This window comes from Paenibacillus sp. tmac-D7, assembly GCF_006519665.1.
In the GTDB taxonomy this organism is placed as follows: domain Bacteria; phylum Bacillota; class Bacilli; order Paenibacillales; family NBRC-103111; genus Paenibacillus_G; species Paenibacillus_G validus.
Window position 1 is genome coordinate 15,354 of record NZ_VIDW01000013.1, and the last position, 15,246, is coordinate 30,599.

General features: G+C 55.0%; 12 protein-coding genes. 2 read left to right on the top strand and 10 right to left on the bottom strand.

The window, feature by feature from the left end; translation table 11 throughout:
• Positions 1-13: 13 nt before the first annotated feature.
• Positions 14-2,350, bottom strand: a complete 2,337-nt coding sequence (lon, locus tag FKP33_RS11270) for an endopeptidase La (RefSeq protein WP_127607773.1) — start codon at positions 2,348-2,350, stop codon at positions 14-16.
• A 111-nt stretch (positions 2,351-2,461) separates the two neighbouring features.
• A complete protein-coding gene (gene lonB, locus FKP33_RS11275; RefSeq protein ID WP_127607771.1) occupies positions 2,462-4,168 on the bottom strand; it encodes an ATP-dependent protease LonB in 1,707 nt (568 codons plus the stop codon).
• Positions 4,169-4,315: 147 nt separating this feature from the next.
• On the opposite strand from lonB, the gene FKP33_RS11280 reads away from it, so the two are divergent.
• Positions 4,316-5,053: an N-acetylmuramoyl-L-alanine amidase family protein gene (locus tag FKP33_RS11280; protein ID WP_230875893.1), complete on the top strand. Its 738-nt coding sequence runs from the start codon at positions 4,316-4,318 to the stop codon at positions 5,051-5,053.
• A gap of 52 nt (positions 5,054-5,105) precedes the next feature.
• Here FKP33_RS11280 and ispG read toward each other — a convergent pair whose 3' ends face one another.
• The 6 genes from ispG to FKP33_RS11310 all read right to left on the bottom strand — a co-directional run bounded on the left by ispG (position 5,106) and on the right by FKP33_RS11310 (position 11,289).
• Entirely contained in the window at positions 5,106-6,218 is a 1,113-nt protein-coding gene (ispG, locus tag FKP33_RS11285) for a flavodoxin-dependent (E)-4-hydroxy-3-methylbut-2-enyl-diphosphate synthase (RefSeq protein ID WP_054796901.1), read from the bottom strand.
• A 117-nt stretch (positions 6,219-6,335) separates the two neighbouring features.
• A complete protein-coding gene (gene clpX / locus FKP33_RS11290) occupies positions 6,336-7,601 on the bottom strand; it encodes an ATP-dependent protease ATP-binding subunit ClpX (RefSeq protein ID WP_127607767.1) in 1,266 nt (421 codons plus the stop codon).
• Between the two features lie 15 nt (positions 7,602-7,616).
• Positions 7,617-8,207, bottom strand: coding sequence for an ATP-dependent Clp endopeptidase proteolytic subunit ClpP (gene clpP, locus FKP33_RS11295; RefSeq protein WP_127607765.1), 591 nt, complete (start codon positions 8,205-8,207; stop codon positions 7,617-7,619).
• Positions 8,208-8,457: 250 nt separating this feature from the next.
• A complete protein-coding gene (gene tig / locus FKP33_RS11300) occupies positions 8,458-9,747 on the bottom strand; it encodes a trigger factor (protein WP_141335075.1) in 1,290 nt (429 codons plus the stop codon).
• A gap of 154 nt (positions 9,748-9,901) precedes the next feature.
• Complete coding sequence (locus FKP33_RS11305) at positions 9,902-10,813, bottom strand: hypothetical protein (RefSeq protein WP_141335077.1); 912 nt, start codon at positions 10,811-10,813, stop codon at positions 9,902-9,904.
• A gap of 134 nt (positions 10,814-10,947) precedes the next feature.
• A complete protein-coding gene (locus FKP33_RS11310; RefSeq protein ID WP_127607759.1) occupies positions 10,948-11,289 on the bottom strand; it encodes a hypothetical protein in 342 nt (113 codons plus the stop codon).
• A 299-nt stretch (positions 11,290-11,588) separates the two neighbouring features.
• Between FKP33_RS11310 and asnB the strand changes: the two genes are divergently transcribed.
• Positions 11,589-13,433, top strand: coding sequence for an asparagine synthase (glutamine-hydrolyzing) (asnB, locus tag FKP33_RS11315; RefSeq protein ID WP_127607757.1), 1,845 nt, complete (start codon positions 11,589-11,591; stop codon positions 13,431-13,433).
• A 296-nt stretch (positions 13,434-13,729) separates the two neighbouring features.
• Here the strand turns inward: asnB and FKP33_RS11320 are convergent, their stop codons facing one another.
• Together FKP33_RS11320 and rph are read right to left on the bottom strand one after the other, a co-directional pair.
• The gene (locus FKP33_RS11320) at positions 13,730-14,374 is read right to left on the bottom strand and encodes an XTP/dITP diphosphatase (protein ID WP_054796904.1); all 645 of its coding nucleotides are present in this window, start codon (positions 14,372-14,374) and stop codon (positions 13,730-13,732) included.
• Positions 14,355-15,116, bottom strand: a complete 762-nt coding sequence (rph, locus tag FKP33_RS11325; RefSeq protein ID WP_054800177.1) for a ribonuclease PH — start codon at positions 15,114-15,116, stop codon at positions 14,355-14,357. The genes FKP33_RS11320 and rph overlap by 20 nt, the downstream gene beginning before the upstream one ends.
• Positions 15,117-15,246: the final 130 nt, after the last annotated feature.

Consider the following 15,246-nt stretch of genomic DNA (forward strand, 5'->3'; position numbering starts at 1 on the left):
TCATTTCACAAAGTTATACGCGCGCGGGCTTCACAAGCGCATGCTCGAGCACCTCATCCATATGCGACACCGGAATGAACGTCAGCTCGCGGCGGACGCTTTCCGGTATTTCTTCAATATCCTTCGCGTTATCCTTCGGCAGGATGACCGTGCGAATGCCTGCGCGGTGCGCAGCCAAACATTTTTCCTTCAGACCGCCGATCGGCAGCACACGGCCTCGCAGCGTAATTTCTCCGGTCATCGCCACATTCTTGGAAACCGGTATGTTGGTAAGCGCCGATATTAACGCCGTTCCCATCGTAATCCCCGCGGAAGGACCATCCTTCGGAATCGCGCCTTCCGGAATGTGAATATGGATGTCGAACTTCTCGTGGAAGTCCGGTTGAATGCGAAACTGATCGGCGCGGGAGCGGGTGTAGCTGAACGCGGCTTGCGCGGACTCTTTCATGACGTCCCCGAGTTTCCCCGTCAGCGTCAGCTTGCCGTTGCCCGGCATAACCGTCACTTCGATCACGAGCGTATCGCCGCCCACCTCTGTCCAGGCCAGACCGGTAACGGCGCCGATTTGGTCACGTTCCTCCGCCATGCCGAAGCGGAATTTCGGAGGTCCGAGAAAGTCCTGCAAATTATCCGGCGTCACGTGTACGGAGGCGGTGCCGCCGACCACCTGTTTCGCCGACTTCCTGCAGACGGAAGAAATCTGCTGCTCCAAATTGCGCACGCCCGCTTCACGCGTGTACTCACGCACGATACGCATCAGCGCAGATTCTTCGACGTGCAGTTGGCCGTCCTGCAACCCGTGATCGCGCTGCTGCTTCGGCAGCAAGTAATTTTTCGCGATATGCAGCTTCTCGATTTCCGTGTACCCCGGAATATAAAGCACTTCCATCCGGTCGAGCAGCGGCCGGGGGATATTATGCACAGCGTTGGCTGTCGTCACGAACATGACGTTCGACAAATCAAACGGCACTTCGACGAAGTGGTCGCTGAACGTGCTGTTCTGTTCCGGATCGAGTACTTCGAGCAAAGCCGAAGCCGGATCGCCGCGGAAGTCCATCGCCATCTTATCGATCTCGTCCAATAGAAAGACGGGATTGTTTGTACCCGCCGTCTTCATCCCTTGGATAATCCGGCCCGGCATAGCTCCTACATAGGTGCGGCGGTGACCGCGGATCTCCGCTTCATCGCGCACGCCTCCAAGCGAGATGCGTACAAATTTACGGTTGAGCGAACGGGCGATCGAGCGGGCAATCGACGTTTTGCCGACGCCGGGAGGCCCGACGAGGCACAAAATCGGCCCTTTCAGCTTCTGGACCAGCTTCTGCACGGCCAAATACTCCAGCACCCGTTCCTTTGGCTTCTCCAAGCCGTAGTGGTCCTCGTTGAGGATCTCTTCCGCTTTGCGGATGTCGAGGTCCAGATCGTCATTCCCCGCCGGCGACCAAGGCAGGCCCAGCAGCCAATCGATGTAATTGCGGATGACCGAGCCTTCCGCGGATGTCGCCGGCATTTTCTCCAGCCGGTCAATCTCCTTCTCGATCTTCTCGCGCACCTTCTCAGGCACTTCGCTTTGCGCCAGCTGATTGCGCAGATCGTCAGCTTCTCCGGCCCGGCCTTCCTTGTCGCCAAGCTCCTTCTGGATCGCTTTCATCTGCTCGCGAAGGTAGTACTCCTTCTGCGTCTTCTCCATCTGCTTCTTGACGCGCTGGCTGATCTTCCGCTCCAGCTCAAGCACTTCCCGCTCGTTGTTGAGGATGCCCAGCAGCTTCTCCAAACGCTGCTTGACGTCGACCGTTTCCAATATTTCTTGTTTATCTTTAATTTTTAACGATAAATGACTGCAGATGACATCGGCCAGACGGCCGGGCTCATCAATGTCCGACACCGCGGCAAGCGTCTCGGGCGTTACTTTCTTGGACAGGTTGATATAGTGTTCGAACTGGTTCAATACCGTACGCATCAGCGCATCGATCTCCGGGTCGGACGTTTCCTGCTCCGCCAACTCCCGGATGTTCACTTCATAGTATTCGTCGTTCGTCAAAAACTCAACGATTTCTGCACGGATGACGCCTTCAACCAGCACGCGGATCGTACCATTCGGCAGTTTCAGCATTTGCCGTACTTTCGCAATGGTCCCGATGCGGTAAATATCTTCGGTCTTCGGTTCCTCGATGTTGACTTCGGACTGCGAGCACAGCAGTATCATGCTGTCGTCGACCATCGCCTTCTCGAGCGCACGAACCGACTTCTCTCTGCCGACGTCCAAGTGCAGCACCATACTCGGGTACACCAACAGACCCCGCAGCGGCAGCAGCGGCAAGCGGCGCATCTTATGTTTGCTCGGTCCCATCCGCGAGCACCTCCAGACTATACTAACTTGCGTGTGAATTACATTTTAACAAAATTAAAATCAAAACACCAATGAGGGGCGGTTCGATCACCCCTCATGGAAAGACGCTCTCTATTCGAGCGCATCAGCGTGCAAAATCGTAACGGAAGCCGGCGACATCGCATCCTGCTGCGGCAGCGCTTCAGGTTCGGACGTTACGGCGAACCGAAGCCCGAGCGAATGAAACAACGCTTCCTCCACACTATCGACAGGAACGACCTCAAGCCCGTTCAACCCCGCGAATATTTCCTGCCAATTTTCTTTCGGAATGATCACTTTCGTAGCCCCCGCTTGAAAAGCAGCCTCCACTTTAGCGACGACGCCGCCCACCGGCTTCACTTTACCGTGGATGCTCATTTCGCCTGTCATGGCAATATGGTTATCCACCGGAATTTGCTTAATCGCGGAAGCGATGGCAACGGCCATCGAGATTCCGGCCGACGGACCGTCAATAGGCACCCCGCCGGGAAAGTTGATGTGCAAATCATAATCGTTCGGCTTCAATCCCAGACGCCGCAGGACGGTCAGCACGTTCTCCACCGAGCCGCGGGCCATGCTTTTGCGCCGCAGTGTCCTGCTGCCGCCGCCCATCTCCTCTTCGTCGACAACCCCGGTAATGGTGAAGCGTCCGGCTCCAGGCGCGGCTGCAGGCATCGAGGTGACTTCGATGTCCAGCAGCATGCCAAGATTCGGACCGTATACGGCGAGTCCGTTCACTAAACCGATTTCCGGACGGCTGTGAATTTTTTTCTCGGGACGCGGCGCAATTTGCGAGCTGTTGACAACCCATTCCACATCGGCGGCCGATAACTCCCTCCGTTGGTCCGTTAGCGCCATCCCCGCAGCCAACTGGATGATATTAACCGCTTCGCGGCCGTTGGTCGCATACTTCTTCACGACTTCAACGGCGGCCTCATTGTCGGGGAAGCCGATTTTCTTTAGTGCCTTGGCCGCAATCAAACCAATTTCCTCCGGCAGCAGCGGGCGGAAATAAATTTCCAGGCAGCGCGACCGAATCGCCGGCGGCAGCTCCTGCGGATTGCGCGTCGTCGCCCCGACAAGGCGGAAGTCGGCGGGCAGACCGTTTTGAAATACATCGTGAATATAACTCGGCACATTCGTGTCCTCAGAGTTGTAGTAAGCACTCTCCAAAAACACCTTGCGATCCTCCAGCACCTTTAATAATTTATTCAGCTGATGCGGATGCAATTCACCAATCTCGTCAATAAACAATATGCCGCCGTGCGCCTTCGTCACCGCCCCCGGTTTCGGCTGCGGAATCCCCGCTACGCCCATCGCGCCGGCGCCTTGATAAATCGGATCGTGCACCGAGCCGATCAATGGATCCGCGATGCCTCTTTCGTCAAAGCGGGCCGTCGTCGCATCGATCTCGGTAAATTTGGCGTCCGGCCGAAACGGCGACTCCGGATTTTTCTTCGCTTCCTCCAGCACGACTCGTGCAGCGGCCGTCTTGCCGACACCCGGCGGCCCATAAATGATCACATGTTGGGGATTGGCTCCGCACAGCGCCGCTTTAAGCGCCCTCAGCCCTTCCTTCTGGCCGACAATGTCCTCCATCGCTTGCGGCCTTGTTTTTTCAGCCAGCGGTTTATTTAAGGAGATGTTCCGCAGCCTGCGAAGCTTCTCCAATTCTTTTTTCGACTCTTTATCCACCGCTGAACGGTTGGTTTGTTGGTTGCGCAGCAAATTCCAAAAATACAAGCCGATGACAATGGCAAAAAACAATTGAATCACCATCAAAACTACACTGATACTCATCCCACGGATCGACCTCCCGTTACTTAATATATTTGGTAGTATTGCCCTCCGTTGGTAGCATTAATCCCCCTATGCGCAATCTTTTTCGGGGAAGCTATGGACGATGCGATTTGCAAGCATCGTACACTCGGAAGAGGATGATGACTGATGATGAAACAACCCGTTAGGGCCTTGCTTTACGCCGTAATTTTAGCGATAGCCTCGGTTTGGCCTGCCTCGCCGACCGCAGCCGGTTCCGTTCTTCCGGATTCGTTCTTACTGCCTGAAATCAAAACGGATCACCCGGCTATCTCGGGAGTTGACATTGTCATAGACGTCGGTCACGGCGGTATCGACGGCGGGACGTCCCACGGCTCCATTCTGGAAAAAAACATCAATTTGGCCATCGCCCAAAAAACGTATGAGGCACTGCGCCGCAACGGTTATTTGGTATTGATGAACCGGATGAACGACTATGCGCTCAGCGGCGAGAATCTTTGGCTGCGCAGCCGCTCCCGGCATATTAAAGACTTGGCCCAGCGCAGCCATCTGGCTAATGAAGTAAACCCGAAGCTGCTGATCAGCCTTCACGTCAACTCGGCCCGCAACGCCAATACGCGCGGAGCGCTGCTGCTTCATCAAAAAAACGAGCAAAGCAAATCGCTCGCTGCCGCCTTGCAAAGCCGCTTAAACGAATTGTACGGAATCTCGAACGATGCGGTATACGGACGGACGTATTACCTTCTCAAGCATACGAACGCGCCCGCCGTTATCGTCGAGATGGGCTTTCTGACCAACGCGTCAGATCGCGCGTTCCTGACCAGTGCTGCCGGCCAACAAGCGATTGCCGACAAAATTGCCGAAGGCGTCGTGGCTTACTTGAAATCCGCTGAGCAGCCGAATTGAACGCGCAAAACACGCAAAAAGCGTTCCAAGGATTATCCATGGAACGCTTTGTTCACTTTACGCCAGCATGATGTTTTCTTCCGGGAATTTCCCCGGTTCGTTCGTAATGCTCTACGATGAGGTCGATTTCTTTCTTCAGCTCGGACAACAGCTCCGCTTCCGGCACTTTACGAATCATCTCGCCGTAGCGGAATAACATGCCCTCGCCCCGCGCGCCGGCGATGCCGATGTCGGCTTCGCGCGCTTCGCCGGGACCGTTAACCGCGCAGCCGAGCACCGACACTTTGATCGGCACCTTCAGCTTCGAGATGTAATCCTCCACCTCATTGGCGATCGAGAACAAGTCGATGTCCAGTCGGCCGCATGTCGGGCACGATATGAGGGTAGCGGCGTTGGTTATAAGGCCGAACGACTTTAACAGCTCGCGACAAACCTTCACTTCTTCAACCGGGTCGGCGCTGAGCGAAATGCGGATCGTCGATCCGATGCCCATGCTGAGCAGCGCTCCGAGTCCGGCCGCGCTTTTCACCGTACCCGAGAACAGCGTCCCCGCCTCCGTGATCCCGAGATGCAGCGGATATTTAAAGGTCGACGCCGCTTGCGTATAGGCGGCAATCGCCATAGGCACGTCCGATGCTTTCAGCGAAACGATAATATCCCGGAAATCGAGCTCCTCGAGAATTCGAATGTGGTATAAGGCGCTCTCCACCATCGCTTCAGGTGTCGGGTAACCGTACTTCTCCAGCAAATGGTTCTCGAGCGAACCAGCATTCACGCCAATACGGATAGGAATGCCGCGCTCCTTGCAGGCTTTCACGACCGCTTCGACCTTCTCCCGGCGGCCGATATTGCCCGGATTGATGCGCACTTTGTCGATGCCGTTCTCAATCGCCATCAAAGCCAGACGGTAATCGAAGTGAATATCGGCGACGAGCGGAATCGAAATTTGCTTCTTGATGTCTTTAATCGCTTCTGCCGCTTCCTTATTGTTTACCGTCACGCGCACAATTTGGCAGCCCGCATCTTCCAGACGGTGAATTTCCGCGACGGTCGCTTTTACATCGGCCGTCTTAGTCGTGCACATGCTCTGAATGATAACGTCATTGCTTCCCCCGATGGTCAAATTGCCGACTTTAACCGGTATCGTTTCCCTTCTGTGGAACATGCGTTTTCTTCTCTCCCATGATACCAAACATCCTCCGCTCCGCTGACGGATTTCGCCTGACAAGAAGACGATCCATCAACGGATTGGAGGTGTCCGGTTTTTTTAGTATACGTGCGCTTACGCGCTTTCTTCTTTTTTCTTGACCGGCGGCGCATCGGCAGCCGTTATCGGCGGCGCGATTTTCGCTTGAACGGCATCCTTCGTGACGAGGCATTTGGACGATTCGGTGCGCGAAGGCGCTTCATACATCACTTCCAGCATAATGCCTTCGATGATGGCCCGCAAACCGCGGGCTCCGGTATTCCGCTTGATCGCTTCCTTGGCAATTTCTTCAAGCGCCTCGGAATCGAATTCAAGCGTCACGTTGTCCATCTCCAGCAGTTTCTGGTATTGCTTCACCAGTGCGTTCTTAGGCTCTGTCAAGATACGCACAAGCGCAGCTTCATCAAGCGGCTCCAGGGTGGAGATGACTGGCAGACGACCGACGAACTCGGGAATCAAGCCGAATTTGAGCAAGTCTTCCGGCAGCACGAGCGACAAATATTCACCCGGTTTCAGGTCGGCTTTGTGGCCGTCCGTACCGAAGCCGATCACTTTCTTGCCGATACGGCGTTTGATGATCTGCTCCAGGCCGTCGAACGCCCCGCCGCAGATGAACAAGATGTTCGTCGTATCGATCTGGATAAACTCTTGATGCGGATGCTTACGGCCTCCTTGCGGAGGAACGGAGGCAACTGTGCCTTCCAAAATTTTCAGCAACGCCTGTTGGACGCCCTCGCCGGATACATCGCGCGTAATCGACGGATTCTCGGACTTGCGGGCCACTTTATCGATCTCATCGATATAGATAATGCCGCGTTCCGCTTTTTCCACGTCGTAATCCGCCGCTTGAATCAGCTTCAGCAAAATATTCTCGACGTCTTCGCCTACATAGCCGGCTTCCGTCAAAGACGTCGCATCGGCGATCGCAAACGGTACGTTCAAAATTTTGGCCAGCGTTTGGGCAAGCAGCGTCTTACCGCTGCCCGTAGGGCCGACAAGGACGATGTTGGACTTTTGCAATTCCACGTCCTCGCCTTTGCTTGCTTGAGAGTTAATCCGTTTATAGTGGTTGTATACCGCGACGGACATGGACTTCTTCGCTTGCTCCTGGCCGATGACGTAAGAATCCAGAATGGCGCGGATTTCTTTCGGTTTCGGCACGTCCTTCAAGTCGAGCTCTTCCTCGTGACCCAACTCTTCCTCCACGATTTCGGTACAAAGCTCGATGCATTCGTCGCATATATAAACGCCGGGTCCGGCGACCAGCTTACGCACTTGTTCCTGCGACTTGCCGCAGAAGGAGCATTTCAGCTGACCTTTCTCATCGTTAAATTTAAACATGGGATCACTCCTTTTCTAAGTCAAATCACTCCGAGTGATAACCGCATCAATAAGCCCGTAAGCTTTCGCTTCTTCCGCGCTCATGAAATTGTCGCGGTCCGTGTCGCGTTCGATTTTCTCGTAAGGTTGACCTGTACGGTTCACGTAGATTTGGTTGAGCTTTTGCTTCGTCTTAATGATCCAGTCAGCGTGGATTTTAATGTCCGACGCCTGTCCCCGAACCCCGCCGAGCGGCTGATGAATCATCACTTCGCTGTTCGGCAGCGCAAATCTCTTACCCGGCGCGCCTGCCGTGAGCAGCAAAGAGCCCATGCTGGCAGCCATGCCTACGCAAATCGTCGACACGTCCGGCTTGATAAACTGCATTGTATCATAAATACCCATTCCGGCGGTAACTGAACCGCCCGGCGAGTTAATGTACAAGCTGATATCCTTCTCGGAATCTGTAGCAGCCAAAAACAACAGCTGCGCAATAACCAGGTTGGCGACGTCATCGTCAATCGCGCTTCCCAGAAAAATAATGCGATCCTTCAGCAAACGGGAGTATATATCGTAAGATCGTTCTCCGCGTCCTTCCTGTTCCACTACCATAGGTACTAGAGTCAAATGTCCCAACCCCTTTACGCCAAAGTGCCTAACCTTTTACGCCTCAACCAACATTGTAACACGTTTGAAACCCAAAGTCATATTCCGCTGCCCCATGCTTGTTTTCCCGCGACGTTCCCGGGCTTCCTTGCCCGCCCTGCGGCTATTGTCACCAAGGTCTGCCCTATGTATGTATAGCGTTTGAAGGTAAAACAAAGGCACGCATGAAGGTACACGTGCCTTTGTTAACTATGTGCGCCGTTCGTGACGCTTAAGCCGTTTTGCTGTTGTCTACAAGGAATTTAACCGTTTTGCGGGCTACGATATCTTGCACCAGTGTACCAAGCGTACCGTTGGAAGCGAAAATGCTGCGAATCTCGTCCGCGGAACGGCCGTACATTTTGGACAAGTTTTCAAGCTCGGCTTCGATTTCTTCTTCCGAAGCCTCAATGTTCTCCGCTTTCGCTACCGCTTCAAGCACCAGGTTGTTGCGTACGCGTTTTTCCGCATCGCCTTTCATTTGGGCTTTCAAGTCGTCGGCGCTTTGGCCGGTGAACTGGTAGTACATTTGGATGTTCATGCCTTGCGTGCGCAAACGGTTTTCGAATTCTTTCACCATTTGCTCCGCTTCATCATCCAGCATAACTTGCGGGATTTCCACTTGGGCAGCGGCTGCCACTTTCTCGACAACTTCCGCTTCTTTTTTGCTGTTGAGCTCGTTTTGCTTGCGTTCCTTCAGCTTCTCGGCAAGATCCGCTTTGTACTCGTCAAGCGTTTCGAATTCGCTTACGTCTTTAGCGAATTCATCGTCGAGCGCCGGCAAGTTTTTACGTTTGATGTCGTGCAGCTTGATTTTGAATACAGCTTCTTTGCCTTGCAATTCCTCGGCCTGATAGTTCTCAGGGAACGTGACGGTGATCTCTTTCTCGCCGTCTTTGGCCAGTCCTACAACCTGCTCTTCGAAGCCAGGGATAAAGCTGCCGGATCCAAGTTCGAGCGAATAACGCTCGGCTTTACCGCCTTCGAACGGTTCGCCGTCGACGAAGCCTTCGAAATCGATCACGACCACGTCGCCATTCTCGGCTACGCCTTCTTCAACAGGCACAAGCTCGGCATGACGTTTTTGCAGTCTTTCCAGCTCTTCGTTGATTTCTTCTTCCGATACGGATGCATCGCCGGCTTCAACCTCAATGCCTTTGTACTCGCCAAGCTCCACTTCCGGCTTAACGACGACTTTCGCTTTGAATTTCAAAACCTGGCCTTTACCAAATTGCTCGACGTCCACTTCAGGACGGTCGACCGGAACAATGCCGGTTTCTTGTACAGCCGCCACATAAGCGTCCGGTACAATAATGTCAAGCGCGTCTTGATACAAGCTTTCCACACCGAATTTCGATTCGAAAATCGCGCGCGGCACTTTGCCTTTGCGGAAGCCCGGGACGTTCACTTTTGCTACAACTTTCTTAAATGCCTTGTCCAGAGCGGCGGCCACCTGTTCCGCATCCACTTCGATATCCAGAACGCCGACGTTCTTCTCTATTTTTTCCCAACTTGCTTTCATTTTATGCCTTCCCCTCCAAAAATGTTCCATCGCGTATTTTTTCACGTGCGGCTGCCAGCCTCCGATCATTCGGACAAGCCCGCCCATATAACCATTCTATTATAACCATAATGAATTTCGTTTTCAAGGTATGGATCAAACGGAATCGAGAGAGTTACAACCTCCGCGTAAATACGGCCGATGCGAAATGCTGCATAATCCGATACGACTGCTCCCACTGAAAAGAAAGCTCGGAGGTGATTCCGTAAAGTTCCATCAATTCGGCCTTATCTCCGCCCTCGAAAACATGCTCAAGCAGCGTCAGATGCAGGGCGGCCGCCCACACATCCACACATGCGGCGTCCTGCCTGAGCATTTGCCGGTAAGCGGACGTACCATAAATGTAAGCAAGAAATTCGTTCCACATCTCGCTGGCGAAATACGCCAGCGCCGGGTGGTTCATTTCGCTGATTTCCTGCACGCGGGCGATAATGTCCTGGATTTGCGAAGGAAATCTTTCGAAATTTTCAGGCGTGTCTTCGATGTCGCAAATGACGTCTTCGCCGTTTTTCCGGATCGAAACAGAGCCCGCAGCTCCCCGCTTCTTCAACGTCTGCAGCGTTTTGAACTGGATCAGGGGGTGAAGCTCCTCCTCCTCCAGCCATCCGGTCAACGTTTCGTCGATCCCGGGGTGCTCGAGAAACGCAAGCTGGTCGAGCGCCAGCATCAGCTTATCGGGCGCATGCTGACTGCGAATGCTCTCCAGCAGCCGCTGCGCGTAGGCTTCGCTCTGCTCGCCCTTCGCCAGCATTTGCTGCCGCAGCAAATCGGACTCGCTCTCATCCTCCTCATCCGGTTGGTCCTGATTCTTCAAGGCCATATCCGGAAACATCATCTGCAGCCATCCGAGCAAAGATTGCCATTCCTCCCGCGCGGTGACATCATCCGAACGGCAGCCCAGCAAAAAGCGAAGCATCTTCATCGCTTCGGCGTATCGTTCCGCTTCAAGCAGCCGAGTCAGCTCGTATTGGTAGTACTCGACGGTTTTCGGAAAAAGAATCACGTTTTCATGGGGCAGCGAATTCATCAAGTCACCGCCTTTCCTCGGTACTTTCGTCTTTGAAAGCCAGTGTACCGGAATTTGTTGGCGAAAGCAAAACTTCTATCCGCCATGCAAAAAAGCAGCCGGAGTGCGATCCCCGGCTGCCGTATGTAACAGGCCTATTCCATTTTCATGGCGGCTTGAATCAGCTGCGCTTTAATGTTCGGATTTTGATCGATGAATGCGTACATACGATCGACGGAATCTTTGTTTTTCAAATAGTCGCGCTCATTCTGAATCATTTCGTGCGACCATTCAAGCAGTGCCTTCTCCGCAGCCCCGAGCCGGTTTAAAGCGGTGTGCAGCCCCGTATCCTCGACCAAACGCTCCATCACTTCCTGAGTGACCTTCCCAAGTTTCTTGGTCGTAGCCAGCTTTTTCTCAAATTCGCTGTTTGCTTGTTGGAAAAGCTCCTTGGCTTCTTTATATTCCTTTTGCTGCTCAGACATTGTCCTTTTCAATGTGACGACCACCTTTCATGTTGATCCATTCCACCCTGCCCTCGTCCTAAGGATAGATTGGGACAAAACCAGCCTTTTCTATTCACGGAGAAGTTGGCGGGACCTACCAAGTAATTACTGTTCTATTAGTGTAGCTTGTCCGAAGCCTTTTGTCCAATCTGTACCTGTCAATTTCGGATTGTCGAAACGAAGCGGACAGACATGAACCGCCCCCCGCCCGCATAACCTTTATCATCTTGCTGTCGCCTGCGAAGGCCTAGAAAAGCCGCTCACTTATGAGACCAGAGAGGATGAGACGTATGTGTGGCATAACGGGATGGATTGATTGGAACCGAGATTTAACCCAGCATCCTTCCATTCTTGTCAATATGACGGATACGCTGTCGCTGCGCGGACCGGACGCATCCGGGACGTGGATCACTCCGCGATGCGCACTCGGACACCGGCGCCTTAGCGTTATGGATCCGGCGAACGGCTCCCAACCGATGACGCGCAAATACGGCGACAATACATTCACCGTGGTGTATAACGGAGAGCTTTACAACGCCCCCGAATTGAAGAGGGAGCTGGAAGCGAAAGGCCACCGTTTTACTACGACGTGCGATACGGAGGTGCTGCTCGTTTCGTTTATTGAATGGGGCCGCGCTTGCGTAGACCGTTTTAACGGCATTTTTGCATTCGCAATATGGGAAGACGAGGAACAAACGTTGTTTCTCGCCAGGGACCGGCTCGGCGTCAAGCCGCTGTTCTACTCGCATTCCCCGGGTCGGCTGCTGTTCGGCTCGGAGCCGAAGGCGATTTTGGCGCATCCCGATTTCCCTGCGCAGATCAACGGGGAAGGGCTCGCTGAAATATTCGCCGTCGGACCGGCGCGCACGCCCGGCCACGGGATCTATAAAAATATGCATGAGCTCAAACCCGGCCATCTGATGGTGATGGATGCGAACGGCATTCAAATACGCGCCTATTGGAAGCTGGAAAGCAAGCCGCATGAGGACGACGTGGACACGACGGCGGCCACCGTGCACGATTTGCTGAAAGACACGGTAATCCGCCAGCTGGCGTCCGACGTGCCGATCTGCACCCTGCTGTCGGGAGGTCTCGATTCCAGCGCGTTAACCTCGTTCGCCGCGGCCTATTACAATGAGCAGGACCTCGGTACGCTTCATACGTACTCCATCGATTATGTCGACAACGATAAACACTTCAAGGCGAACGTCTTCCAGCCGAATGCGGACGCCCCGTGGATCAAACGGATGACCGAATACCTGGGCACGGTTCATCATTATAAGGAATTCGATACCCCGGAGCTCGTTGAGTCGCTGAAAACGGTCGTAGCGGCCCGCGATATGCCGGGGATGGCCGACGTCGACGGCTCGCTGTACTTGTTCTGCCGGGAAATCAAGAAGGACGCTACGGTCGCGATATCCGGCGAGGCCGCCGACGAAATCTTCGGCGGGTATCCCTGGTTTCACCGGGAGCAATCGCTTAACGCGGATACGTTCCCTTGGGCGCTGGCCACCCCGGACCGCGTGTCGCTGCTGGCGCCGGACTTCGTGGACTGGGTGAAGCCGGAGCAGTACGTGCATGAGCGCTACCGTCAAGCCTTATCCGAAGTGCCCCGGCTCGCCGGGGAAAACCAGCAACAAAACCGGATGCGCGAGATGTCGTATCTGAACATCACCCGCTTCATGCCGACGCTGCTCGACCGCAAAGACCGGATGAGCATGGCTGTCGGCCTCGAGGTTCGGGTGCCGTTCTGCGACCATCGCCTCGTCGAATACGTCTGGAACATCCCCTGGGAGATCAAAACGTCCGGCGAACGGGAAAAAGGCATTCTGCGCAAGGCGCTTCGCGGCGTGCTGCCGGAAGACGTGCTCGGCCGCAAGAAAAGTCCGTACCCCAAAACGCACAACCCGAACTACTTGGCCGCCGTCCGCAGCTGGGTGCTTGAAATATTGAACGATTCCTCCTCGCCGCTGCTCCAATTCATCGACGTTGCCAAAATCCGCGCGCTCGCGGAGAACGACAACGGCGCCTTCAACCTGCCGTGGTTCGGCCAGTTGATGACGGGTCCGCAGTTGTTCGCCTATTTGGCGCAGGTGGATACGTGGCTGCGTCAGTATAAAGTCGCGATTCGTTGAGGAACACCGACCCGATTGGCGGAAAGCGATGCCGGTCGGCGGGGCGCTCGGGAGGGCCCGGCGCGATGCGCTGGGCGGCAGCCAGCCGCGCCTGTTACGGGCGCGTACTTTTCCAAAAAAGGCGAGTTTCCGCAGCCGCGGGAACTGGCGGAACCGCAACACAAATAGCGGAACCACCGTACCTTATTTCACCCGAAACCGTGCCGGAGCACGGATTTTCGAGAAATAGAGTACCAGAGTTCCGCTATTTGGTATACCCATAAATAAACGGCGAAATAAGGCATCGTAATGCGGCTCTAGCCCTGCTTGTCCATGGCCTGCCACAGCTTGCGCAGCGCTTGCCCCCGGTGGCTGAGCGCGTTCTTCTCTTCCATCGACAGCTCAGCCATCGTGCGGCCGAGCTGCGGGATGTAAAACAGCGGATCGTAGCCGAAGCCGTGTTCGCCTCTCGGCTCCGCCGCAATCGCGCCGTCGCATTCGCCCTCTACCGCCGCAAGGACTGTCCCGTCCGCGTCAACGAACGCCATCGCGCAGACGAACTTCGCGGCGCTGAGCAGCTTCACGCCGCCCGGATTCGCGGCAGCGCCGGCCGTCGCCCCAAGCTGCCCGAGCTCGGCGAGCAGCTTGCGGTTATTCGCCGCGTCGTCGGCCGGTTCACCCGCATAACGCGCCGAGTAGACGCCGGGGGCGCCGTTCAGCCGCTCCACGGCGAGACCCGAATCGTCGGCGACGGCAGGCGCGCCGATAGCCTTCGCTACCGCTCTCGCCTTGATGAGCGCGTTCGCTGCGAACGTTTCGCCGTCCTCCACGATATCCGGAATATCCGGATAATCCCGAAGGCTTCGGACGGCGATTCCTCGTTCACCGAACAGCGCTTGAAATTCCTTCACCTTACCGGCGTTCTTGGTGGCGATGACCACCTCAGGACCGGGAAGCGGCATGCGAATTCCCCCTTATCCGATCTGCGATCGGCCCCAGGGCTTGCTGCTGTTCCGCGATCATCGCCTGGATGCCCGCTTCGGCTAAAGCGAGCAGCTCGTCGAGCTCCTGGCGGGAGAACGGAGCTTCCTCGCCGGTTCCCTGCACTTCGACGAACTTTCCTTGACCGGTCATCACGACATTCATGTCGACCTTGGCTTTCGAATCCTCTTCGTAATTCAGATCGAGGCAGGCGGCGCCTTGAATGATGCCGACGCTGAGCGACCCGAGAAAATCGTTGATCGGAAAGCGACTCAAATTTTTCTCCCGCGATATTTTATCGATCGCGATCGCCATCGCGACGAATGCACCCGTAATCGACGTCGTTCGCGTGCCGCCGTCCGCTTGAATCACGTCGCAGTCAAGCGTAATCGAGCGTTCGCCGAGCGCTTCCAAATTAACGACAGAACGCAAGCTTCGGCCGATCAGACGCTGAATTTCCATCGTGCGGCCTCCCAGCTTGCCTTTGGCCGACTCCCGCTGATTGCGAACCGTCGTAGCCCGGGGCAGCATCGAATATTCCGCCGTCACCCAGCCTCGCCCTTGTCCTTTCATAAAAGGCGGCACCCGTTCCTCAACCGTCGCCGTGCAAATGACCTTGGTGTCTCCGACTTCGATTAATACGGACCCTTCCGCATGTTTATTATAGCCCGTCGTAATCCGGACCGGTCTTGCCTGATCGGCTCTTCTCCCGTCGCTTCTCATGAACTCGTCGAATCCTCCTTTTACTTTAACGTACCCATTGTACCAAACGCTTCCTGGAAAACCAAACGCCTGATGACCGGCCGCGTCAAAGAAAAGCGCCCGATCCCCGAGGCGTCGAAGCTTCCGGAGA

Coding starts and splice junctions, on each gene's coding strand:
- lon (WP_127607773.1), bottom strand. CDS start 2,350: ATGGGACCGAGCAAACATAAGATGCGCCGCTTGCCGCTGCTGCCGCTG.
- lonB (WP_127607771.1), bottom strand. CDS start 4,168: ATGAGTATCAGTGTAGTTTTGATGGTGATTCAATTGTTTTTTGCCATT.
- FKP33_RS11280 (WP_230875893.1), top strand. CDS start 4,316: ATGATGAAACAACCCGTTAGGGCCTTGCTTTACGCCGTAATTTTAGCG.
- ispG (WP_054796901.1), bottom strand. CDS start 6,218: ATGTTCCACAGAAGGGAAACGATACCGGTTAAAGTCGGCAATTTGACC.
- clpX (WP_127607767.1), bottom strand. CDS start 7,601: ATGTTTAAATTTAACGATGAGAAAGGTCAGCTGAAATGCTCCTTCTGC.
- tig (WP_141335075.1), bottom strand. CDS start 9,747: ATGAAAGCAAGTTGGGAAAAAATAGAGAAGAACGTCGGCGTTCTGGAT.
- FKP33_RS11305 (WP_141335077.1), bottom strand. CDS start 10,813: ATGAATTCGCTGCCCCATGAAAACGTGATTCTTTTTCCGAAAACCGTC.
- asnB (WP_127607757.1), top strand. CDS start 11,589: ATGTGTGGCATAACGGGATGGATTGATTGGAACCGAGATTTAACCCAG.
- FKP33_RS11320 (WP_054796904.1), bottom strand. CDS start 14,374: ATGCCGCTTCCCGGTCCTGAGGTGGTCATCGCCACCAAGAACGCCGGT.
- rph (WP_054800177.1), bottom strand. CDS start 15,116: ATGAGAAGCGACGGGAGAAGAGCCGATCAGGCAAGACCGGTCCGGATT.